Below are 22,042 nucleotides of genomic sequence, written 5' to 3'. Positions count from 1 at the left end.
GGGGGCCCCCCCCCCCGGGGGGGCCCCGGGGGGGGGGCCGGGGCCGGCGGGGGGGGGGGGCGGGGGGGGGGGGGCCCCGGGCCCCCGGGGGGGGGGGGGGGGGGGGCCCGCCCCCCCCCCCCCCGCCGGTCCGTCAAGCGAGGACGACGCCGCAGGCGCTCATCAGCGCAGCTGAACGGGCGGCGCCCAAGCGGGGTCGCGGCCGGTGAAAGCGACCAGCCGGTCCAGAGATGGTGCGCTTGCGTCGATGGCGATTTCGGGGCCGAAGGGCATGCCGGGGCCACGGTATTCCGGCTGGATCACGCCTTCGAGCACGGTGAGGGCATGCTGGCAGGTTTGCGGGTCCGGGTTCCATCGCTGGCCGGTCGCACGGGCCAGGTCCCAGCCGTGGCCGAGCGTTTCGATCAACAGCAGGTCGATGACGACGGAGCCCGGATAGGCGCCGCCCAGCAGCGGAACGTTCACGGTAGCTGTCGCCAGGCCGCCGGCCAGGGCCGATCGGATCGTGGTGGTGAGGTGCGCGATCACGGCACTCGGGTGGTCGGGGCCCGTGAACGCGGACGGGTCGGGCCGGTCACTGCCGGACGGGTCAGTGAAGGCAGCATCGAAGTAGGTGAGCCAGCCCAGCAGGTGGCGGCGCAACGTGCTCACGTCGAAGTCTTCGCACGGTGTGGGGAGCTTGTCCTGCTCAGGAGTGATGCCGGGGAACTGGCGAGCCAGGTCCTCGAGTACCGGAAAGATCATGGAACTACTTTCTCTGATAGGTGACTATATCGAGTATAGGTTACTGTCAACGATCAACGGTCGGGCAGGGGCTAGAGTCATAGGGGTGGTGACACAAGAGGCCGGACGGCGGGCCGAGTACGCGGCTGCGACCCGTCAAGCGATCCTGCTGGCGGCGCGGGCACTGTTCGTCGAACGGGGCTATTTCGACACCCGGGTGCAGGACATCGCCCGCGCAGCGCGGGTAGCAGCGCCCACCGTCTACGCAGCGGTCGGAGGCAAGAGCGGTGTGCTACGCACACTCATCGAGGACGGGGTGCGCGCCGCTGAGGCCGGCGGCATCTACGAGCGGATCGCTGCGCAAACCGACCCCGGCGCGCTGCTGCGCATGCTCGTGGACGGCACTCGAAGCGAGTTCGAGCTCTGGTCGCCGATCATGCGTCAGGCGATCGCCGCCGCACCCCAGGACGCCGGGATCCGGGAGACCGTCGGCGCGGCGCACGACAGCCTGCGCCGCGGATTGCGGGCCACTGCGGCCCGGCTCGCAGAACTGGGCGCACTGCGCGCCGGAGTCACCGTCGACGAGGCTGCGGACGTGCTCTGGTACTTCCTCGGCAACGCCTCCTACTTCACACTGACCGACGACTGCCACTGGCCGCTCGACCGCTCCGCCGACTGGCTGCACCGATCCCTCACCGCCGCGCTGCTCGGCACGTAAGGATGTAGCCGGCCAGGACCGCACGCCGTAGTGGGTGCGGCGGCCGTGCGACGGGCAGCCACCGAAACGGCCAGCGCATTGGCCGCAGACCTCCTTCGACCTGACTCGGCTGACGCCCGGCGCCGAAATCCCCGACGGCCCGCTGCCTCCGCCAGGCCGACGTCCGCCCGGTCACACCGGCGCCACGCCGAGGAACGATCGAAAGGCGTAGGCGGCGCATTCCGTGCCCGGCGATCGCGGCGCCGGATCACTGCGGCGGAGCACTTTGCGGGCTGGCCGGCGTCGTCAGTTAGAGGCGGCATGCTCCGGTGTCGCGCGAAGGGTGTCTGCCACCGTCTGACAGGCGAGCCGCGCCACGGCCCGTAGCTCCGTGTCCGTGGTGCCGGCGCGGCTGAGGACGGCCAGCGACTGATTGACTGCGACGACGAACGTGGCCAGTTCGTCCGCCAGTTCCTCAGGGGCGGCCGAGGGGCCCGTCAGGGCTGTGCGCACTCGCCGGCGCTGGGTGTCGAGCAGGGTGCGCACGTGAGCGCTGTTGTCCCCCTTGAGTATCGGCGCCTGCGCGGCGGACTGGGCGATGAGGCACCCCGCAGGGACAGACGGATCGGCGATGCGCGCGAGGACGACGTCGAAAAATGCCTCGACGGCGCGTACCGGGTCCTCGGCATGGGTGATGAGGGCCTGCTCGTATCGAGTGCCGTAGATCGAGGAGTAGCGGTCGAGGCACTGGCGGAAGAGCGCGTCCTTGCCGCCGAAGGTGCCGTAGAGGGAGCCGCGGCCGAGACCGGTGGCGGACCCCAGGACGTCCAGCGAGGCGTCCGTGTACCCGCGTTCCCAGAACACGCGCATCGCCTGGTCCAGAGCCGTGTCAACGTCGAACTGCTTGCGGCCTGACATGTTCCTCCTGCATCCCTCGTGATCCTACACACATACTGTACCGATCGATCCAAGATACCTTTACCGATCGTTCCAAGATGGCTAGCGTGAGGGCGCCCGTACGCGAAGTCGGAAGGTGTCGCCGTGATCGTCGAGAGGGCACGTGAGGTTTCGGCCGAGGCCCTCACGCCCAAGGGGGGCTTGCGGGCGCGTACCGGATCTTGGCTCGTAGCTGCTGTGTACGCCCTGGTCATGCTGGATGGGGCGCTGCCGGTTCCGCTGTACGCGCTCTGGGTGCCGCGGTTGGGCTCGCCGCATATGCCGGCACGATCGAGCCCACCTTGACCCTGAGGCTGCTTGACCAGATCCTCGGCCAGGACATCGCGACCTCGCTGCTGTCTGTCGCCGTGGCTGCCACGACGCTCGCCGCCGCCCGAAAGCGACCCGCAGCACCGTACTTGCTGCATCCACGAAAGGAACAACCATGAGCCGGTCCACGATCGACCTGCCCCCACCCGACGGCCCTGGCTCCGTGTCGCAGGCACCGAATCTCGCGGCCCGATTCAGCGATACGTTCGCGAGCCGTTACATCGACACCGGCGAACTGCGACTGCACGCCGTCATCGGCGGTGAAGGCCCCGCCCTGCTGCTGCTGGCCGGCTGGCCCCAGACCTGGTACGCCTGGCGCCTTCTCATGCCTGCGCTGGCCAGAGACTTCCAGGTCGTCGCGGTCGACCCGCGCGGCGTCGGACTGTCCGACAAGCCCAGCGACGGGTACGACACCGGCACCCTCGCCGGCGACCTCGCCGCGCTGATGACCGCGCTGGGACACCAACGATTCGCCATGGTCGGCCACGACATCGGAATGTGGACCGGCTATGCCCTGGCCGCGGATCACCCCGACCGGCTCGATCGTCTGGCCGTCGCCGAAGCCGCGATCCCAGGTCTGTCCCCGTCACCATCTCTGTTCGGCAGTGCGGAGTTCAACGACCGACTCTGGCACTTCGGCTTCAACCGGCTCAGCGAGATCAATGAACGACTGGTCAAGGGGCGTGAACACCTCTTCTTCGGCCACCAGTTCGCGACCAAAGCCGCAAAGAAGCTGCCCGACTACGCCGTCAAGCACTACGTCGACATCCTCGCGGCTGACCCGGACGCCTTGCGTGCCAGCTTCGAGTTCTACCGCGCGCTCGACACGACCATCGCGCAGAACCAGCGGCGCAAGTCACGACCGCTCACTCTCCCCGTCCTGACGATTGCAGGAGCGGACAACTCGGGCGAAATGGTCGGCAACACTATGAGGCTCGCGGCCGACGACGTGCAAAGCCTCATCATTCCCGAGTGCGGCCACTACCCGCCGGAAGAGGCACCGGAAGCGATGCTGGCCGCCCTCACCACGTTTCTGGCCCCATACCGGGACAACCCGAACAATTCCCCGGCAATGTCGCGGTAGAAGGGCTCCCAGACACACACAGCCACCTCGGAAGAGCAGCTTCAACCCGCGTCGTCTTGCCGTCCCTCTGCGTTCGACCGGGCGGCGTTCGGTCCGGTCGTGACGCTCGCCGAACTCCTGAGAGGGCATTTGAAGTGGGCAGATTGCCGTTTACGTCCTAGTACGTTCCTCGCCAGGTGAGTGTCGTCTCGTCTGTTATGCGCCTCGCGAGGTTGTCGATCGAGGCGATGTGGATCATGGCCTCGGAGCTTGTGGTGAGGGTCTCGTAGTCGCGGGCGAGGCGGCGGTGCATCATGATCCAACCGATACTCCGCTCCACCACCCAGCGCCTTTTCACAACCTGAAAGCCACGGGTCGCCGGGTTCCGGTTGACGACTTCGACGTCGATCCCGAGGGTGGCACCGTGTTCGACGACGGCATTCTTGAAGCCGGTGTCGACCCAACTCTTGGAGATGGTCGGGTACGTCGCCTTCGCCTGGTCGAGGAGGCGGATTCCCAGGGCGTTCTCCGACAGGCCAGCGGCGGTGACGGTCACGGCGAGGATGAGGCCGATCGTGTCGGTGAGGATGCCGCGCTTCCGGCCGACGATTTTCTTCGCGGCGTCCGTTGCCTGGCTGGTCACGGGCACGTTGGTGGCTGTCCGGTCGGTCTGCGGTCGAGCCGGGCCTTTTCTCCAGGCCGTCAACGTCGGCTCGATCAGGGCCCATCGGGCGTCGGACAGGTCGCTGGGGTACGGATTGCGCTCGCTCACGGCGTAGCGTGATCAAGTGCGAGGCGGAGGGCTCGCTGTTCATTGGGCGATTCCGCGGCAACTTCAAATCAGACGGACTTCCAAGTACAGAAGCGAACGAGACGGATAGCCGAGCATCCGCTCTGGAGAGCGTCATTCGCCACCTACGGGATGAAGACCCTCAAAGCAAGGCAGGAGCGAGAGCCGCATATAGGGCTTGACCTGCATAAACGCCCTCTAAGGCCAGGGCCGTCCCGTCAGGGGGTGCCCTCCTGGGTCACGCCGATGTGGGTCCAGTCCCCGAACTGCCCGTCGGGGAAGTGCTTCAGGTGCACGTAGTTGCCGCTCTCATCGAGTTCGCCCGATGCGGCGGCCCGCGTGTCCCTGTTATAGAAGAAGAGCCGGCGGCGGGTCGGCACGACGTGGGTCCAGCTCCCGAACTGCCCGGCCGGGAAGCCCTTCAGGTGCACGTAGTTGCCGCCCTCGTCGAGCCTGCCCGATCCGGCAGCCCTCGTGTCCCGGCTGTAGAAGAAGAGCTTGGAGGCGTTTTGGTCGAAGGCGACGTGCGTCCAGTTCCCGAACTGCCCGGCCGGGAAGTCCTTCAGGTGGACGTAGCCGCCACCGTCGTCGAGCTCGCCCGATCCGGCAGCCCTCGTGTCCCGGCTATAGAAGAAGAAGCGGGCGAAGAAGTCGCCGCCGGCCCAGAGGACGTGGGTCCAGCTCCCGAACTGTCCGGCCGGGAAGTGCTTCCGGTGGACGTAGTCACCGCTGGCGGTAAGTTCGCCCGATGCGGCGGCCCTCGTGTCCCGGTTGTAGAAAAAGACCTGGGTGCCGTCGGGCACGATGTGGGACCAGTCCCCGAACTGCCCGGCCGGGAAATCCTTCAGGTTGACGTACTCGCCACCGGCACCGAGCCTGCCCGTCCCGGCGGCATGCGTGCTTCGGCTGTAGAAGAAGAGCTGGCCGTCGCCGGGCACGATGTGCGTCCATTTGCCGAACTGCCCGGCCGGGAAATCCTTCAGGTTGACGTAGTCGCCATAGGCGTCGAGCCTGCCCGTCCCGGCGGCTCCCGTGTCTTTGCTGTAGAAGAAGAACATGGCGTCGCCTCCTGCTTCCCCTGCCGTTGTTCCGTACGTGTCGGCGCCGACCACACCGACCGGACATATCGGCCGGGGCCCTACGGGCCATCTTGCCCACGCCGAGCCTCCACGGCGCGCGGGCGGGGCCATGCGGGTGAGCGGCGCCCGGCTCAAGGCTCGGTCTCGTCCCCGGTCCAAAGACGCACCGGCTCAGCCGACTGATCCCGCCGTCATCGGTGATCCGAACGACACCCCCTGTAGTGCTTCGTTACGTTGAGTCTCGCCTGGTGCTGGGCAGTTTCCTGGTATGAGGGGAGGCGGAACGGCTCCGGGGTGAGTTATCGGAGTTCGTTGCCGATGTCTTCGGGTCGGTGCGGCGGCGGGATCAGCGGCGGTGAGGGGCACGTCCGCGGGGATTGATGCGGGACGGCCGGCGTAAGTCGATCCAGCCGATGGGTGAGCGGCTGCCGGACGGGAACATGTAGGCCCTGCAGCAGTTCGTGAACCAGTCGCCGTGGGATCCGCTGCCGGTCAGGCGGCGGATCGCCCAGAGGCTGTCCGAGGCTGAGGTGTGGGTGATCGACGACGTGTCGTTCCCCAAGTGCGGCACCGCCTCGGTGGGGGTGGCCCGCCAGTACTGCGGAGCGTTGGGCAAACGGGCGAACTGCCAGGTGGCGGTCAGCGTGCACGCGGCCACCGACGCTACTTGTCAGGTGCACGAATCGGTCCTCGATGCCCTCAAGGTCCTCGTCCATGGGGTAGGGGTAGCCGGATTGGCCGTCCGTGAAGTCCTTGTGATTGCCGCTGACGAAGTACACCTGCTCTTCAGGGTGCCATCGGGCGTAATCGATGGCCGTGAGCCAAATCGCTGCGTCGCGACCCTCGATCCTTTGCTGCTTCTTCTGGCCGTCCGGCCAGGATTCATAGGGCGGAAGCGCATTTGCCTCTCGAATCACGGCCTGCTCCATGACTGGAAGGCTGCTCGGTAGCACTGAGCCTTTTCCAACCTCGCGGTGAGGGTGGCTGGTTGGTCGCGGAGGTCTGTACAGCGCAGTGAAGCTCCTGGTAGACGGGTTCACGACCAAGATCACCCGTTGTCTTCCAGGAGCTTCCGTGCTTGTCTACCCGTCGGGGATCGACCTGTCCAGTTCGACCCTACAGTTCCTCGCCCGTCACCTGCGTCTGCGTCGCCATGAGATCGGTAGCCGGTGGCGACGCCTGCCATCGGGACGTCAGGCGCTCCTCACCCTCGCACATCTGCGATGCGGCGACACCTACGGCCGGCTCGCCGCGGCGTTCAACGTCGGCATCGCCACCGTCTACCGGTACATCCGCGAAGCCGTCGACGTCCTGGCCGCCCTCGCCCCGGCGCTTGAACAAGCCGTCAGCGCCGCGGCGATGAAAGCGTTCGAGATCCTGGACGGCACCCTGCTGCCGATCGACCGCATTGTCGCCGACCGCCCCTTCTACTCCGGCAAGCACAAGAAGCACGGCATGAACGTGCAGGTCATCACCGACCCCTTCGGCCGCCTGCTCTGGGTATCGCCCGCACTGCCCGGAGCGGTCCATGACATCAAGGCCGCCTGCACCCACGGCATCCCCGCCGCACTGACCCAAGCGAGCGTCCGCTGCTGGGCGGACAAGGCGTACCAAGGGGCAGGCGGCACCGTCCGCGTCCCCTACCGCGGCCGCTGGGACAAACTCTCCGCAGGCCAACGAACTGTCAACGCCTCCCACGCCAAGATCCGCGCGCTGGGCGAGAAGGCCATGGCCACCCTCAAGACGTGGCGCCTCCTGCGCAAACTCCGTTGCGGTACGACCCGCGTCACCACCATCGTCAAGGCCGTCCTCTCCCTGCAACTCGCAGCGCACTGACGAGACCGGAACCAACAACACAGAGAGGACCCCTGCATCGTGCCTGACGTCAAAGTCACCTACGACAAGACCGTGAATGCGGCGTACATATACTTCACCGACCCGCAGGTCAGCGTGAGATCAGCACATACCTATCCCTGCGATCCGATCGATGTCGACGGCATGATCAACCTCGACTTCGACGAGCAAGGCCGCCTCATCGGCATCGAGGTCCTAGCCGCCACGTCGAAGCTCCCCGAGTACGTGCTCCAAGCCGCCGAGCGGCTGGACTCCGAGGGCAGTTGAGTCCCGGAGCAGCCCGGCGATTGTTAGCCTGCACAGCCGCCAGCACAGGTTGGAAAAGGCTCCCTACGTTGTTCTGCGGGACGCGGTGAGCCCCTCGTATGGTTCACCCACCCTGGGGTGCCGGGTGTGGTTCAAAAGGCTCTGCCGCTTGTGGCTTTCAGTGATTGGCCGCTCGGTGCCCCACGACGACTCGGCTGCCAATTAGGAATTGCGAATGATCGCTGAGTAGGGAATCGACAGCGAGGTCGTCCGTCGGGAGGCACCAGCACCACACCTCATGGAGGCACCACATGCCCGCGATATGCGCCGGCATCGACGCAGGCAAGACCCATCACCACTGCGTCGCGATCGACGAGAGCGGCCGTCGGCTGCTGTCACGACGCGTCGCCAACGTCCTCTGGGCTCTCCTACGCGACGGACGGACCTACGAGGCCGTGCCTCCCACCGCTCTCGCCGCTTGACAGGCAGCATTAGGCATCACTGATCGTGGTCGAGCGCTTCATGAGAGAGTGGGAGGCTGACGTGGTCGAATCTAGCGCTATGTACCCCGCCCCACGACCAGGCCAAGCCGAAACTTCACCAGGTAGGACTGGTCCTAACCCCCTACGCTCACGCCAGGTCGCCTGTCGTCAGGCCGAAGCCGTGGACGGGCTTTCGTTGCATAGACAACATCCTGTGCGCCGGTCCGACTCCTGCGGCTAGCATTACCGACGTTGCGGTAACTGCCGGGCGGTGACGAGACTGGGCGGAAAGGGCTGTTTGCTGTCGTGGCTGATACATCCAGCGGTGGGACGACGCTGAGCGGTGGCCGGATTACCGAGGGCGTCGTTCAGGTGGGCGACACCGTGCGTAGGCCCGTGAATTCCTCCTCGGAATTTGTCGCGTCCCTGCTGCGGCTTCTGGAGGAGAGGCACTTCGATGGCGTACCCCGCTATCTGGGGCAGATCGATAGAATGGACGTGTTCAGTTACATTGCCGGCGATGTGCCCAGCCGCTTCCAGACGTGGTCCGACGAGCAGGTTGCGACCGCTGGAGTCCTGCTCCGTTCCCTGCATGACGCAACCCGCGGGAGCGCGTTGGCTGGCCGCTGTCCGGTGGTCTGCCATCACGATGCAGGACCGAACAACGTCGTGTTCCGCGATGGCACACCCGTCGCCTTCATCGACTTCGACACGGCAGCCCCCGGCAGTCCCCTGGAGGATTTCGGTTACATGGCGTGGACTTGGTGCATCTCGTCGAAGCAGAGGCTGCCCGTGGAGAGCCAAGCAGCACAGGTCCGCGTCCTGGCCGACGCGTACGGCCTGGACAGAATCCAGCGCAGCGTCGTCGTCGACTGCATTCTCGAACGCCAATCACGCAACGCAAGATTCTGGGCAGAGATGTTGGTGTCCTCCGAGCGGGCGCCGGCCACTCACGAGGTGATCGGCACCCGCATCGCCTGGAGTCAGCGGGAACACGCCTTCACGCACGCCCAAGGCGATGTCTTCGCCCGCGCGCTGGCGTGAGCGGGCAAGGCGAGGCGTCAGCACTCCAGAGGTGAGGGCAGGACCGGCGCCGGAGGCAGCCCGAACATCGCGCCACTCGTGCGCGCCTGCGCCGCGATGTCCAGCGCGTCGTGCTGTGTACCGACGTAGGGTCGAGTCGGCTGGTCGAGGGGCGGATTGGCGAGGAACAACACTGTGATGCGCCTCGGCAGCCTGTGGTTGCTGACCTGGTGGTAGAGGGGTTGAACCTGACCGCCCGTCATCGCGGTGAGCAGGCTTCCCGGCATGGCGAGCAGCGCGCCGTCCTGGATTTCGGCTGGCTGCATGCGTCCGGCGATCTCGATTTCGAGTCCGGGGCCGTCCGAGGTGGCGAGTGTCAGGAGGTGGCCGTCCTCGTGCCGGTCCTGGAGCAGATCGCGTTGGTCGTCCCGCAAGTACCAGTTGACCTCCACATAGGACGAGCGTCGGATCAAGGGCCCCGGCTCTGTATATCCGTACCGATCGGCAAGTCCCGCGAGAATGCCTTCCGTGGCTCGGGCGGCGATCTCCCAGTACGCACTGAGGGCGTCGAGGAACGGCGTTATCCGGTTCCCGTTCGGGATTTTCGAACGGTGGTTCGCCCAATAGACGAAGGACTCGTTGAGGTCCGGGCGGTCGGGGCTGACCGAGTACTGCCGCCCATAGGGCCGGAAACCAAAGTTGAAGTCGGCGCTGCCGTGCTGTCGTTTGACGCTCTCGGGCAGGGAAAAGAAGGCGGCCGCCTCGGCGCGCAGTATGCTGAGGGCGGCTTCCGCGCCCGCCGGCGGAGTCACGTGGGCACGGCCCAGCTGGAGGATGCTTTCGGCGGTGTGTGTCAGGCACGGGTGAGCTCCTGAGTCTCGTGCGGGTCACAGAAAGTAGAGTTGGCTCAGCGGGGTGCTCTCCGTCGGAGGAGAGCTGAGGGGGGCGCCGTCCAGCGTCACGGCTCCGCCGTCGGGCTGGACGCGTACCTGGCTCAGCCGACCGTTGCGCACCATCCCGGCCAGTCCGATCGTCCGGGTGTCGCGGACCGCGACGCGGCGTCGACGCGTGGGAAGTTCGTCCGTACCGCTGTCCCGGGCGGCCTGGCTGACGAACGCGACCGACAGATCGGCGGCGGTCGCTCCGAAGGCGCCGAACTGCGGTCCCATGACGAGGGGCTCGCTGGTCTCGGTCGAGGCGTTGGGGTCGCCGGTCACGCCGTAGGCGGGATAACCCGCCTTGAGGACGAGCTGGGGTTTGGCTCCGAAGTACCTCGGGTCCCACAGCACGATGTCCGCCAGGCGGCCAGGAGTGAGAGCCCCGACCTCGTGGGCCATGCCATGGGCGAGAGCGGGGTTGATCGTGAGTTTGGCCATGTAGCGCAGGACGCGCTCGTTGTCGTCGGCGCCGGGCTCAGGATCGGTCGCCCTCATCTTGGCGGCCACCGCGAAAGTCCTGCGGACGGTCTCGCCTATGCGGCCCATCGCCTGGGAATCGGAAGAGGTGATGGGGATGACGCCCAGGTCGTGCAGGACGTCCTCAGCACCGAGCGTGCCGGGCCGGATACGGTCACGGGCCAGCCGGACGGAGTCCGGATCGTCGAGGTCGAGCCGGTGGACGGTCGCGATCATGTGCAGGTGTTCGTCCACGGTGTCTCGGGTGAAGGGCAGGCTGGGGTTGGTGGAGGAGCCGATGATGTTCGGCTCGCCGGCCAGCTCCAGCATGTCCGGAGCGTGCCCGCCACCGCATCCTTCGACGTGGAAGGCGTGCAGATTGCGTCCGGCCGCGACCGCGAGGGTCTCCTTGACGAAGAGGGCTTCGTTCAGGGTGTCACTGTGCAGTGCCACCTGGACGTCGTGGTCATCGGCCATGGTCAACGCGGTGTCGAGTGCGCGTGGGTGGGCCCCCATGTCCTCGTGGACCTTGAACCCGGACGCTCCGCCCTCGACCAGGGCACGCACCAGGGCCGCGGGACGGGAGGCCGAACCGCGCGCGAGGAGCGCGACGTTGACCGGCCACGCGTCGAATGCGCGGAGAGCGTGTCGCATCTCGGTAGGCGTCGTGATGCCGCAGCCCCACGTCGGCCCGAAGTTCTGGGTGACCACGGTGGTGACGCCCGCTGCCAGCGCCGCGTTCAGGATGCGCGGGGAAACCAGGTGCACATGGGTGTCCACGATGCCCGCAGTGGCGATCATGCCCTCACCGGCGATGATGGTGGTACTGGTGCCCGCTACGACGTCGATGTCCTCCAGGATGTCAGGGTTGCCCGCACGGCCGACGGCGCAGATGCGGCCCTCCCTGATGCCTAGCGATGCCTTGCGGATTCCCAACAGCGGGTCGACAAGGACGACATTGCTGACGATCAGATCGCAGGTGGCGTCGGTGAGATCGGCCTGTAGGTGGATGCCGTCGCGAGCGGTCTTGCCGTAGCCGGTTAGGAACTCGTCGCCCGCGCGCTGGGCGTCGGCCTCGACGCGAATAGTCAGTCCGGTGTCCGCCAGCCTGATCCGGTCACCGGTGGTCGGGCCGTGCACCCGTGCGTGCGGAGCGGTGTCCCTCATGCGGAGCCTTTCTCGGTGCGCGAACGAATGTCGAGATATCCGGCGGCGCGGGCCCGTGCGAGTGCCTTCTCCCGTGCCCCTGGGCTGTCGAGCGGTCCGTCCACCAGTCCAGCGAAACCGATGACGCGGCGTCGGCCCCTCAGCGGCGTCAGCTCCACCGAGCGAGTGGTGCCCGGATCGAACGACGCGACCGCGCCGACCGGCAGGGCGAGACGGTGGCCGTAGGCGGCGCGGCGGTCGAAGGCCAGAGCCCGGTTGGCCTCGAAGAAGTGGAAGTGCGAGGTGACGCCTATGACCCGGTCGGAGGTGTTGGTGACCTCGACGCGAATACGGTCGGAGCCGTCGGGCTGTGGCCGAGCGGCCGGCACTTTCGCTCCCGGTGTCTGGCTCGGCTCGTCCTCCGGCCGGCCGATCGGATCGGTGATGACGACGAGCTTGGTGCCGTCCCGGAATACAGCTTCGACCTGTATCTCGGACAGAATGGCCGGCACCCCCGGCATCACGTCCCGCGTGGTGAGTACGGCACGGGCCGCATCGATCGCCTCACTCAGCCGGGCTCCGTCTCGAGCGGCTTCACAGGCGGCGTGAACGATCAGCGCGGTGGCCTCCGGAACGTTGAGCTTGACGCCTCTGGCCCGGCGCTCCCGGGCAAGTTGCGCGGCGAGATAGGACAGGAGGCGGTCTTGCTCGGCGGGTGTCAGTCGCACGGATGCTCCTTGGTGTCTGGAAAGCGGATCACTCGCCGATGACGACGCCGAGACCCTTGGCGTGGGCGCGGATGGCCGACCGGGCTCCAGCCAGATCGTCGAACGCGAGGTCGGGCATCAGCGCCCGGGTGTAGTCCCGCATCGCGTCCTCCGGCGCGACGATGTCCTGACGTCGCCACGCGCCCGCGATCTCTTCGAGGGTGGCGTCGGACGCGACGGACAAGCCGAGGCGGGCGGCCCCATCCTTCGCCGCCGACGGCGACGTGAGGTAGGTGAAGTCACGAGCACCGGGCTGCGGTGACAGCACCTCGACGTCGACGGCCGAGAACACTCCGCCCTTGGCGCCCTCGGTGATCAACGCCAGGATTCGCTGCACGTTCTCGTCCAGTAGTTCCCGGGTCATGCCGATGTGGCCGATGACGAAGCCGGCGCGGATGAGGAGTCCATGGTTGCGGGCGACTGTGACGGCGTCCCAGTTGAGTGCATAGAGCCGCTCGGCCTCGGCAACCACCTCGCGACGTCGGCCGCCCACCGGCTTGTTCATCGCGGCCAACGACAGCGGCGCGCCCGCGTCCATGCCGATCATGATCTGCCGGATGCCGAGAGAGGTGAGCAGCGCGGTCCTGCGGGCGTCCGCTATACCGTCGGCACGGCCGTATCCCACGAGGACCGGCCGCTCGTCCTCCGGCAGGGCGGACCACCAGTGCGGGGCACTGCGGCTCATGCCGGACAGCAGTGTCGCGAAGGTCAGCGGCAACTCGTCCGCGGTCAGATAGAGGTAGTCGTACCCGTTGCGCCAGGCTCCCTCCATCGCCGACCACGCCTGGTGCGGGGAGAGCTGATTGCGCCACAGATGGCCCGGCTGGATGGAGCAGAAGCTACAGGCGTCGTCGCCGGCGAACTTGACGCAACCGCGGCCGATCTCCACCGGAACACCCGCGGTGACCCGGCGGCCGGTCAACTGACGCATGCGGGGAGCGATGCGCCGCTCGAAGTGCTTGGCGTACAAGGGCGTCTGTGAGAAGGCACGGTCCACCAGACCGTAGTCGTAATCCGCAAAAACGGGCTCGCGGCCCGGCGGCGTGATGTGCACCGCGCCTCCGCCGCGGTGCACCAGCCCGGGATGCGCGGCCGGGTCGATCGGCGCTCCCGCGCGGAGGGCGCTGATCAGACGGGTGAAGCCGTTCACGACCTCGTTGCCGACGAATCCGTAGTCCAGAGCGGGCGCACTCTCCATGCACAGGCGCGGCATGGCCGTGAAATGGTCGTTGCCGACGACGGTCGTGATGCGCGGGTCTGCGTCCTTCGCATGACGGGCGATCAGCAGACCGGCCTCGTAGTTCGCGGTCAGCACGCCGAGACAGACGGCGAGCAGGCGGCCGGCGTTGTCGGAGATGTACGCGAGCACGTCGTCCAGCGGAACCACGGTTCCGTCCAGGTAGACCGGCTTCAGCCCCGGCTCCTGCTCCAGGGCGGAGACCAGTGACAGGGCGCCCAGGCACAGGAAATCAGACCAGTCGCTGTGTTCCTCGGGACGGGTGACCGTCAGCAGTCGGCCGTCGATCACTGTGTTGGAATTGGGCGGGACGAACACGAGTACTTCGTCGCGCGTCACAAGCTGCTCGCTCTCTGCTCGGAGGGACGGGGATGCGGGAGTGCGCGCGGCGGGCAACGCGAGGAGTACGGGCTCTGAGGATCGGGGCGCGGTGACGAGCGGCGGTGGACGTGGTGCGGGCAACGGTGTCGGAGGCGGACGTCGCGCGGGTGTTGGCGGACTACGGGTTGCCGGTGCGCCGCGTGTGGCCGCTGACCGGTGGCATGGAGAACACCCATGTCCGAGTGGAGTCGCCCGGCGGGGACGTCGTGCTCACCGTGCTGCGCAAGAAGACTCGCGAAGAGGCGGAACACTACGCGCGGTTCCTCCGGGACCTGGCCGGTACCGGTGCTCCTGTGCCCCGCCTGCGGGCACGGCACGACGGAGGCTGGGTCAGCGCCCACAAGGGCCGACCCGTGATCGTCTGTGATCACGTTCCGGGCCGCAGCCTGGAGCGCCTCACCCCGGATCTTGTGTACGAGGCAGGCGTCATCCTGGGCGGGATACATCGCGGTGCGGCAGGGATCGACAGTCCGCTGCCCCCCTCTCTGCGGCTGACCGCAGGGGAGGCGCAGGCCATGGCGGCGCTGCCGGAGGGCCCCTTCGCCGAGTGGGCGACCTCCACCCATCGCGCGGTGTGGCAGGTGCTGGACCGGCCGGGGCCCCGCGTTCCGGTCCATGCTGACCTCTTCCCGGACAACATCATCGTGCGGCCCGACAACGGCCTCGTGTTCATCGACTGGGAAGACGGCTCCCTCGACCTGCCGTACCTGGACATCGGGATGGCGGTACTGGGACTGTGCGGCGGCTCGGTGTTCTCGGTCCGGGACGCTGGCCGTCTGCTGCGGGGCTACCAGGAGGGCAGCGGCTCCGACCTGGACCTGGAGGCAGTCCGGGACGCCGCGCTCCACGCGGCCGTGCTCACCGCCCTGCGGCGGTACCGCTGGCACCGGAACGGTCATGTCTCGGTTCATCCGCTGCGCTCCCACGCCGACATGCAGGCGCTTGCCGAGTCGCTGGCCGAACGCTGGGACGCCGTGCGTCCGTGAGCGGTCCTCGACGTCGTGCACGGCCGTCACCGGACGCCCTCGCCGGCTCGCAGGACCGGTTCCAGCGACGCCGCGACGTCCCCGACCGTGGTGTCGGCGTCACCGATCAGGCGTAGCGCCCGGTCGAGGTCGGTGAGACAGTCCCGGATCTCCTCCCGCGTGAAGGTGCCGGTCCGGTAGGTGAGGGTGCCGGCGAGCGAACCGGCCCGCTCCTCCAGGACCCAGCGCTGCTCGATGGTGGTCGGGGCGACCTTGGGGTCCATATCCTCCACGTCGAGGTCGTGGCACTCGAGGCCCGCGAGGCGAAGCGAACCGGCCCGCATGGTGTTCAGCGCGACCGTCACCTGGTACAGCGGTTCCGGCGCGCCTTCCTCACGAAGGGCGTGCCGCAGATCCTGGATGGGGAGAGCCTGGTGCTCGATGGCCTCGGTCACGGCGACGTTGGCCGCGGCGACCAACTGCCGCGTGGTCTGGGCCGGATCGATGTGGAGCCGGACGACCACCGTGTTCACGAAGTAGCCGATCAAGTGCTCGGTGTCCGGGCGGGAACGGTTGGCGATCATCATGCCGACGCGGATGTCGGTGCCGGCTGTCCGGTGGTGCAGGAGAATCGCGAGGGCGGCGAGGAAGGGTCCGGCGACGCCACCGCGGTGCTCGTTGTTGCGCGCCGACTCTCGGAGACGCCCGACCACGGCGGACGGAACGACGACGCGCTCGACGTCGACGTGGGACTCCGCAGTGCGGGAGAGGGCAGGCCGAGGGGAGAAACGCAGCGCCGGCCCGGGTGCGGCCAACCGCTCACGCCAGAAGGCGGACTGGCGCCGCTCCTCGGCGCCGCCGCGCTCACGGTGCATCCGCCGGCAGATCTCGGCGAAGCTGACCGGCAGCACGGGCAGATCCGTGGGTTCACCGCGCACCTCGGCCGTATAGAGGGCCGACAGGTCGCGATAGAGCACACTGACGGACCAGCCGTCGCTCACGAGATGGTGGATTTGGAGCAGAAGGACGTGGTGGTCTTCTCCCATGTGGACGAGATGACCGCGGAACAGCCGGGTGTGCCTCGGGTCGACGGTCTCCGCGAGGGTCCGCCGCAGGATGTCGTCGACCACCGGCTGCCCCCCTTCGTGGAAGCTGAGGGCGCCGCGGTCGGCCGTGCCGGGAGCGTGGGCGGTGACGAGCTGGACCGCTCTCGCGCCGGACAGGTGACGGAACGTGGTGCGCAGCGCGGACTGGCGGAGGATCAGCGCGCTGAACGCCCTGCTGAGGGCTCGCCGGTCCAGCGGACCGTTGATCACGACGGCACCGGTGTCTACGGGCCGCAGCCATGATCGCTGCCCGACGGCGGGCCAGGTCCCGTCGGGGAGGGCGAACTCGGCTTCGATGATGCGTTCCTGGCCCGGGGACAACGGCGCCGCGTCGCTGACCGCCGAAGAGGCGGACGCGTCGGATGCCGGAGGAACGCCGCTCATCGTCCGGCCTCCCCGTGTGGTGCGGGGACACCCCCGACGAGGGTGTGCAACAGGACGAGACGCTCGCCGTCCGGGAGCAGCCAGCGCACCGTCTCGAAGTCGACGCCGTGCACGGGGCACAGCCCGAGCCCGAGATCCGCCGCCGTGCGGCACAGCAGTTGTCCCATGTAGCCGGCGTTGAGAAGGGCGAGGGGTTCGGCGTCACGGCCGTACAGGGGCGCGGAGTCGGCGGGATCCGTGGTCAGGAACAGGGTGAATGCCGCGGAGGCTGCCAGGGGCCGATTGACCGGTCCTATGTGCAGGTTGGTGTCCAGGTCGATGTCCTGCACCTGCGGTATCAGATCATGGGCGTCGGGGTGATAGGTGTAGGTGCCCCCGGGGGTGCCGTCGATGCGTCCCGGCCGCAGGTGGACGTGAGCGCGGACGTTGTAGAGGCCCCCGGCGGATGGGTATGCGAAGACGGATCGGCCGTCCCTGTCGGTCCGGCGCATGCAGCTGAGCAGGCGGGACAGGGCTTGTGCCGATACCGGCGCCGGGGTGAACGAGCGGGGCGTGGCGGCGCGGGTGGTCGCCGGGGGCGACAGGGCGGGCAGGGTGCGCGTCGGCGGTGCGGGCGGATAGAAGGGCGCGGCCGCCCGGAAGTTCGCCCGGTCCGCGGGATCGGTGAGTTCGCGGAAGCTGGTCCACGGTGTGGCCGCGGTGGGGGCGTCCCCTGGGCTGTCCGGGGGGCCGGTGTGCTCCAGCAGGGTGCGGAGGACCGGGTTGCGGTAGAACGTCTTGAGGTCGGGCCTGCGGCCGTGCTTCTCCATGGCGTTCGCCAGCCGTATGAAGTCGACGGAGGTCAGTCCGAAGGCCAGCAGATCGTCGTCCAGGCCGGGGTGGCCGGGCAGGAGGTCGTTCAGGGTCTCCCGTACCAGTTGTTCGGTGACGGTGTTCCAATGCGGTGTGTCCGATGCCGGGGAGTGCTGAGGTGCCGGTGACGTCTGCGCGGGCGGCCGTGGCGCTGCGAGGGCTTCGGCGGTGTGCACGAGGGCGGCTCGGTCGAGCTTGTCGGTGGAACTCATCGGCAACGCCGCCAGCGCGGTCAGGGTGGCCGGCAGCATGTAGTCCGGCAATCGGCGTGCCAGGTCCTCCCGGATCTCGGGTGTGGGGCTTTCGCTGACCACGAACGCGGCCAGACGCCGGTCGTTGCGGTCCTCGGTCGCGACCACTGCCGCCTGCTCGACGCCCGCGAGCCCGGCCAGAGCCGACTCGACCTCGCGCAGTTCGATCCGGTGCCCGCGCACCTTGACCTGGGCGTCACGCCGGCCGAGGAACTCGATGGTGCCGTCGGGACGCAACCGTCCCCAGTCGCCGGTCCGGTAGAGACGCCGACCGGTGCGCCCGTCGAACACGAAGGACTCCCGCTCGCCCTCGGGGAAGCGCCAGTATCCGAGGGCGGTGCCGTGTCCGCCGATGTGGATCTGCCCCGGGGTCCACGTCGGGCAGGGCGTGAGAGCGTGGTCGAGGATCTGCACGCTCTGGCCGTTCATGGCCCTGCCGTAGGGGATGCTCGTCCAGTCGGGGGCGACGCGGTCGATCTCGTGGAGGATCGACCAGATCGATCCCTCGGTGGCGCCGCCCAGGCTGACGATGCGGCAGTCGCGGGTCCGTTCGCGGATCCGTTCGGGAAGGGACAGCGGGATCCAGTCGCCACTGAGCAGGCAGACCCGCAGACTGTCGAGGGCGGTGTCCGTGGCGGGCAGAGCGTCGAGGATGATCTACTCGGCGAGATAGGCCCGCCCGCCTCCGCCGCACTGCCGCGCCTGCGCAACCTCCTGACGCACGAATACGAAGGGGTTCGGGTGCACTGCGCGGCCGCGTTCTGGGAGATCGGCGGCGAGGCCGAGGCACCGGCCGTCCTGGACGCCCTGCTGCAGGCCATGGCCCAGAACTCCGCGACGGCGAACCATGTCGTGGCCTGCCTGGACCGCATGGGATCCCTCGCGGCACCAGCCCTGCCCCTGCTCCGCGAGCAACTAAGCCTGCCCCGGCGCGGCGGCAGGTTCCAGAGCGTCGACCACGACGAGGAACTCCAGCGGCTCGGAGGTACCCTCCTCGCCCGGCTCGATCCTCCAGCTCCGGTAGCCCCCGCTCCGCGAACGGCCTGAGGCTGCACCACCCTTCCTCCACCGGCATCGCACTTCGTGGCGGCTTTGGTCGTGTTCGGGCCGTGTGTGGAGGGAGCGGGTGTCGGTGGCGTGGTGGGTGCCTGCCGCTTCCCTCGAGCGGTTCTGATCCGGGCCCGCTTCCGGCAGACCTGCACCCGGGAGCTGCGCGCGTCCGCTGGGACGATCTTCGAGCAACTCGCTGAAGAGCCGGGGGACTGGCCCCGCTGGTTCGCTCCCGTCAACGACGTCCACTTCGAGGGACCGCCCCCGTACGGCGTGGGCGCCGCACGCTGCTTCCGGCTCTATCGCACCTTCCGGGCCCGCGTGCGGATCATCGCCTGGGACGCCGGCAGGCGCTTCGCCTACCATGCTTGTGAAGCCAACGTGCCCGGCGTCTCGGCGCAGGTGGAGCAGTGGACCCTGGAACCCGCGGCCGATACGGCGACCACCGTCAGCCGGACGCTCGCCGTCGATGCCGAGCCCCCGGTGCACCTGCTTCTGCGTGCGGGCCGGGGACACATCGACAAGCTCTTCCGGGAGGGGATGCGGCGACTCGAGGTCCTGTGTCGCGACTGACGACCGGAGAGCGGTGCGGCGTACCCGCCTCGTTTGCCTCATCCACTTGCTCACTCACAGCTCAACCCAGGGATACTCCTGGTGACGGGGTGGCTGTTGGGTCGATGTGGTCGAGGAGGCTCCGTATGCCGACGCCGGCGAAGTCGTGGCGATGGGGCCGGTTATTCCTGGCCATAGCCGTCGCCGCCGGAATACCGACCGCTGCCGCGGCCCCCGTCCGGGCGGCGACCGAAGACGGGACCGGCAGCATTCCGGGGGACCTCACCCAGTACGTCAACCCGTTCGTCGGCACGAAGAAGACCGGCACCACCGGATACGACGGAGGCAACACCTTCCCCGGCGCAGACGCTCCCTTCGGCATGGTGCAGTGGAGCCCGGACACCCACGGTCCCCAGCCCGGCGGCTACGCCTACACCGACCATGAGATCCGTGGCTTCAGCCTGACCCACCTCTCCGGCGCCGGCTGCACCGCCGCCCAGGACCTGCCTTTCATGCCCCATGCGGGCTCGGTGACCAAGTCGCCGGCCGCCGAGCCCGGCACCTATCTGGACGGCTTCTCGCACGACGCCGAGTCAGCGCGGCCCGGCTACTACGGCGTCACGCTCGCCTCCGGTACGAAGGTCGAGCTGACCGCGACCCAGCGTTCCGGCGCCGGCCGCTTCACCTATCCCGCCGGCAGCAGGGCATCACTCCTCATCGATGTCTCCGGCTCCGTGAATGGCGCCTCCGACGCCCGGGCGACCGTGGACCGGGCTCGCCGCACCATCACCGGCTACGTCACCAGCGGCGGCTTCTGCGGCAGTGGTAACCGCTACCGCGTGTACTTCTCGGCCACCTTCGACCAGCCCTTCGCCGCTGTCGGCACCTGGCACGACGCCGTCGTCTCGCCTGGTGGCGAGAGGGTCGACACGGCCCGGGCCGACTCGGGGGCCTACGTCACCTTCGACACCACCCGATCACGGACCGTGGGGGTCAAGGTCGGCCTGTCGTACGTGAGCATCGCCGGCGCCGCCGAGAACGCGGCGCAGGAGCAGGGGTCGGCCTCGTTCGACACCATTGCCGAGAAGACCCGGAAACAGTGGAACGCCCGGCTGCACCAGATCGAGGTCGCCGGCGGCACCGACGCCCAGCGGACGACCTTCTACACGGCCCTCTACCACTCACTCCTCCAGCCCAACGTCTTCGACGACGTGAACGGCCGGTACATCGGTTTCGACGGCCGGATCCACGAAGTCCGGGACGGCCACCACCAGTACGCCAACTTCTCCGGCTGGGACATATACCGCTGTGAGGCGCAGATGCTCGCCCTCCTCGCACCGGACGTGGCCTCGGACATCGCCCAGTCGATGTACAACCAGGCGCACCAGGCCCGTGACGTGTGGGACCGGTGGTCGGTCGACAACGACTTCACGGGCGTCATGAACGGCGACCCGTACCACTCGATACTCGCCGGCATGTACGCCTTCGGGGCGACCGACTTCGACGCCAGGGCGGCCCTGGCGTCCATGGTCAAGGGCGCGACCACCATCCAACAGACCGGCGCCCGTTACGTCGAGCGGCCCGGACTCGCCGACTACCTGTCGCTCGGGTACGTGCCCGACGACGTGTCGACCACCCTTGAGTACACCACCGCCGACTTCGGAATCGCGGCGCTGGCCGGACGGCTCGGCGACACCGGGACCCAGGCGACGTTCAGGAAGCGGGCACAACACTGGCGGAACCTGTTCCACCCGGCCGGCTCCTGGATTCAGCCGCGTGGCCGTGACGGCTCCTTCGGGTCCCATTTCGACCCGGCCGGCGAAAAAGGCTACGTCGAGGGGAACGCCGCCCAGTACCAGTGGATGGTGCCGTACGACCTCGCCGGGCTGTTCACGGCGATGGGCGGCGACGAGAAGGTCGTACGGCGGCTCGACGAGTTCTTCAGGAAGCTCAACGCCGGGCCGGACGAGCCGCACGCCTTCCTGGGCAACGAACCGTCCCTGAACTCTCCCTGGACGTACGTCTACGCGGGCGCCCCCCACCGCACCCAGGGCGTGGTCCGCCGCGCCGTCAACACGCTGTGGGGCCCCGGCCCGGACGGCGAGGTGGGCAACGATGACCTGGGCACCCTGTCGTCCTGGTACGTCTGGGCGGCACTCGGCATGTACCCACAGGTGCCGGGGCGGGCCGAACTGGTGCTGGCCAGCCCCCTGTTCCCGGCCGTCACCGTGCACCGTGACGGCGGTCGGTCGATCAGAATCGACGCGCCCGGTGCGGACGCGGACACGCCCTATGTGCATGCCTTGAAGGTCAACGGCGTCGCTTCCTCAAGGGCCTGGCTCCCGGAGTCCTTCGTACGTGACGGCGGGACCCTCGACTACACGCTCGGCGACACCCCCGACACGGCGTGGGGCGCCGCGCGAAGTGACGCCCCGCCGTCCTTCGGCGGGGGCGCAGACCCCGTCCCTCACAAGCGCACACCCGGCCGCGCGGCGCTCCGATCGGCCACCGGGCGCTCCTGCGCACCGCAGGGCTGCCACGCCGGACGACGCCACCATCACCCCGGCCGGGGCCGCCACCACCATCACGGCTGGCGTCACGCGGTCGGCCACCGTCCCGTCGACGGCTGACCGCCCAAGGCCCGAAGCGGCTCGCGCCACGAGGGACTCCGCTGTTGCGGAGGGGCGTGACCCGGCGTTGGAATCAACTGTGAGGCACTTCGGCAGCACCGTGT

General features: G+C 68.4%; 19 protein-coding genes and 2 pseudogenes. 11 read left to right on the top strand and 10 right to left on the bottom strand.

All coding sequences use genetic code 11. The features are described from left to right. Positions 1-162 precede the first annotated feature (162 nt). Positions 163-744 carry a TIGR03086 family metal-binding protein gene (locus ACFY01_RS43130; RefSeq protein WP_390741239.1) on the bottom strand — a complete coding sequence of 194 codons (582 nt, stop codon included), beginning with the start codon at positions 742-744 and terminating at the stop codon, positions 163-165. Positions 745-829: 85 nt separating this feature from the next. On the opposite strand from ACFY01_RS43130, the gene ACFY01_RS43125 reads away from it, so the two are divergent. Beyond that, complete coding sequence (locus ACFY01_RS43125) at positions 830-1,441, top strand: TetR/AcrR family transcriptional regulator (RefSeq protein WP_390741238.1); 612 nt, start codon at positions 830-832, stop codon at positions 1,439-1,441. A gap of 285 nt (positions 1,442-1,726) precedes the next feature. On the opposite strand, the gene ACFY01_RS43120 is transcribed toward ACFY01_RS43125, so the two are convergent. Further along, positions 1,727-2,338: a TetR/AcrR family transcriptional regulator gene (locus ACFY01_RS43120; RefSeq protein WP_390741237.1), complete on the bottom strand. Its 612-nt coding sequence runs from the start codon at positions 2,336-2,338 to the stop codon at positions 1,727-1,729. 463 nt (positions 2,339-2,801) lie between these two features. On the opposite strand from ACFY01_RS43120, the gene ACFY01_RS43115 reads away from it, so the two are divergent. After that, positions 2,802-3,770 (top strand): alpha/beta fold hydrolase, encoded by a 969-nt coding sequence (locus tag ACFY01_RS43115; protein ID WP_390741236.1) that lies wholly within the window; start codon positions 2,802-2,804, stop codon positions 3,768-3,770. 157 nt (positions 3,771-3,927) lie between these two features. Here ACFY01_RS43115 and ACFY01_RS43110 read toward each other — a convergent pair whose 3' ends face one another. Both ACFY01_RS43110 and ACFY01_RS43105 read right to left on the bottom strand, forming a co-directional pair. Continuing rightward, the gene (locus ACFY01_RS43110) at positions 3,928-4,521 is read right to left on the bottom strand and encodes a transposase (RefSeq protein WP_390741235.1); all 594 of its coding nucleotides are present in this window, start codon (positions 4,519-4,521) and stop codon (positions 3,928-3,930) included. Positions 4,522-4,757: 236 nt separating this feature from the next. Further along, a complete protein-coding gene (locus ACFY01_RS43105; protein ID WP_390741234.1) occupies positions 4,758-5,597 on the bottom strand; it encodes a hypothetical protein in 840 nt (279 codons plus the stop codon). A 353-nt stretch (positions 5,598-5,950) separates the two neighbouring features. Between ACFY01_RS43105 and ACFY01_RS43100 the strand changes: the two are divergent. The 5 genes and pseudogenes from ACFY01_RS43100 to ACFY01_RS43080 all read left to right on the top strand — a co-directional run. Beyond that, positions 5,951-6,283: pseudogene (locus ACFY01_RS43100) on the top strand (transposase); the annotation flags it as partial. A 409-nt stretch (positions 6,284-6,692) separates the two neighbouring features. Then, positions 6,693-7,454 carry a transposase family protein gene (locus tag ACFY01_RS43095; protein WP_390741233.1) on the top strand — a complete coding sequence of 254 codons (762 nt, stop codon included), beginning with the start codon at positions 6,693-6,695 and terminating at the stop codon, positions 7,452-7,454. 39 nt (positions 7,455-7,493) lie between these two features. Next, complete coding sequence (locus tag ACFY01_RS43090; protein WP_055589532.1) at positions 7,494-7,739, top strand: DUF2283 domain-containing protein; 246 nt, start codon at positions 7,494-7,496, stop codon at positions 7,737-7,739. Between the two features lie 290 nt (positions 7,740-8,029). After that, positions 8,030-8,131 (top strand): annotated as a pseudogene (locus ACFY01_RS43085) (transposase); the annotation flags it as partial. Between the two features lie 375 nt (positions 8,132-8,506). After that, positions 8,507-9,244: an aminoglycoside phosphotransferase family protein gene (locus ACFY01_RS43080; RefSeq protein WP_390741232.1), complete on the top strand. Its 738-nt coding sequence runs from the start codon at positions 8,507-8,509 to the stop codon at positions 9,242-9,244. 17 nt (positions 9,245-9,261) lie between these two features. Here the strand turns inward: ACFY01_RS43080 and ACFY01_RS43075 are convergent, their stop codons facing one another. The 4 genes from ACFY01_RS43075 to ACFY01_RS43060 form a co-directional block, all read right to left on the bottom strand. Continuing rightward, complete coding sequence (locus tag ACFY01_RS43075; protein ID WP_390741231.1) at positions 9,262-10,035, bottom strand: hypothetical protein; 774 nt, start codon at positions 10,033-10,035, stop codon at positions 9,262-9,264. 75 nt (positions 10,036-10,110) lie between these two features. Beyond that, positions 10,111-11,784, bottom strand: coding sequence for an urease subunit alpha (locus tag ACFY01_RS43070; protein WP_390741230.1), 1,674 nt, complete (start codon positions 11,782-11,784; stop codon positions 10,111-10,113). Beyond that, complete coding sequence (gene ureA, locus ACFY01_RS43065; protein WP_390741229.1) at positions 11,781-12,491, bottom strand: urease subunit gamma; 711 nt, start codon at positions 12,489-12,491, stop codon at positions 11,781-11,783. The genes ACFY01_RS43070 and ureA overlap by 4 nt, the downstream gene beginning before the upstream one ends. A gap of 28 nt (positions 12,492-12,519) precedes the next feature. Continuing rightward, positions 12,520-14,106, bottom strand: a complete 1,587-nt coding sequence (locus ACFY01_RS43060; protein WP_390741228.1) for a B12-binding domain-containing radical SAM protein — start codon at positions 14,104-14,106, stop codon at positions 12,520-12,522. A gap of 125 nt (positions 14,107-14,231) precedes the next feature. On the opposite strand from ACFY01_RS43060, the gene ACFY01_RS43055 reads away from it, so the two are divergent. Beyond that, positions 14,232-15,134 (top strand): phosphotransferase, encoded by a 903-nt coding sequence (locus ACFY01_RS43055; RefSeq protein WP_390741227.1) that lies wholly within the window; start codon positions 14,232-14,234, stop codon positions 15,132-15,134. Between the two features lie 26 nt (positions 15,135-15,160). Here ACFY01_RS43055 and ACFY01_RS43050 read toward each other — a convergent pair whose 3' ends face one another. Next, a complete protein-coding gene (locus ACFY01_RS43050) occupies positions 15,161-16,603 on the bottom strand; it encodes a condensation domain-containing protein (RefSeq protein ID WP_390741226.1) in 1,443 nt (480 codons plus the stop codon). Beyond that, positions 16,600-18,348, bottom strand: coding sequence for an AMP-binding protein (locus tag ACFY01_RS43045; RefSeq protein WP_390741243.1), 1,749 nt, complete (start codon positions 18,346-18,348; stop codon positions 16,600-16,602). Before ACFY01_RS43045 ends, ACFY01_RS43050 begins: the two co-directional genes overlap by 4 nt. 99 nt (positions 18,349-18,447) lie before the next feature. Between ACFY01_RS43045 and ACFY01_RS43040 the strand changes: the two genes are divergently transcribed. The 3 genes from ACFY01_RS43040 (at position 18,448) to ACFY01_RS43030 (ending at position 21,938) form a co-directional block, all read left to right on the top strand. Beyond that, complete coding sequence (locus ACFY01_RS43040) at positions 18,448-18,753, top strand: hypothetical protein (protein ID WP_390741225.1); 306 nt, start codon at positions 18,448-18,450, stop codon at positions 18,751-18,753. A 90-nt stretch (positions 18,754-18,843) separates the two neighbouring features. Next, the gene (locus ACFY01_RS43035; RefSeq protein WP_390741224.1) at positions 18,844-19,329 is read left to right on the top strand and encodes an SRPBCC family protein; all 486 of its coding nucleotides are present in this window, start codon (positions 18,844-18,846) and stop codon (positions 19,327-19,329) included. A gap of 125 nt (positions 19,330-19,454) precedes the next feature. Continuing rightward, positions 19,455-21,938 (top strand): GH92 family glycosyl hydrolase, encoded by a 2,484-nt coding sequence (locus ACFY01_RS43030; RefSeq protein WP_390741223.1) that lies wholly within the window; start codon positions 19,455-19,457, stop codon positions 21,936-21,938. Positions 21,939-22,042: the final 104 nt, after the last annotated feature.

Source organism: Streptomyces sp. NPDC001480, from assembly GCF_042894725.1.
Taxonomy (GTDB): Bacteria; Actinomycetota; Actinomycetes; order Streptomycetales; family Streptomycetaceae; genus Streptomyces.
Note: the sequence above shows the minus strand (reverse complement) of the source record. Positions and strands in the feature narration are given on the sequence as shown.

Coding starts and splice junctions, on each gene's coding strand:
- ACFY01_RS43130 (WP_390741239.1), bottom strand. CDS start 744: ATGATCTTTCCGGTACTCGAGGACCTGGCTCGCCAGTTCCCCGGCATC.
- ACFY01_RS43120 (WP_390741237.1), bottom strand. CDS start 2,338: ATGTCAGGCCGCAAGCAGTTCGACGTTGACACGGCTCTGGACCAGGCG.
- ACFY01_RS43115 (WP_390741236.1), top strand. CDS start 2,802: ATGAGCCGGTCCACGATCGACCTGCCCCCACCCGACGGCCCTGGCTCC.
- ACFY01_RS43105 (WP_390741234.1), bottom strand. CDS start 5,597: ATGTTCTTCTTCTACAGCAAAGACACGGGAGCCGCCGGGACGGGCAGG.
- ACFY01_RS43070 (WP_390741230.1), bottom strand. CDS start 11,784: ATGAGGGACACCGCTCCGCACGCACGGGTGCACGGCCCGACCACCGGT.
- ACFY01_RS43050 (WP_390741226.1), bottom strand. CDS start 16,603: ATGAGCGGCGTTCCTCCGGCATCCGACGCGTCCGCCTCTTCGGCGGTC.
- ACFY01_RS43030 (WP_390741223.1), top strand. CDS start 19,455: ATGCCGACGCCGGCGAAGTCGTGGCGATGGGGCCGGTTATTCCTGGCC.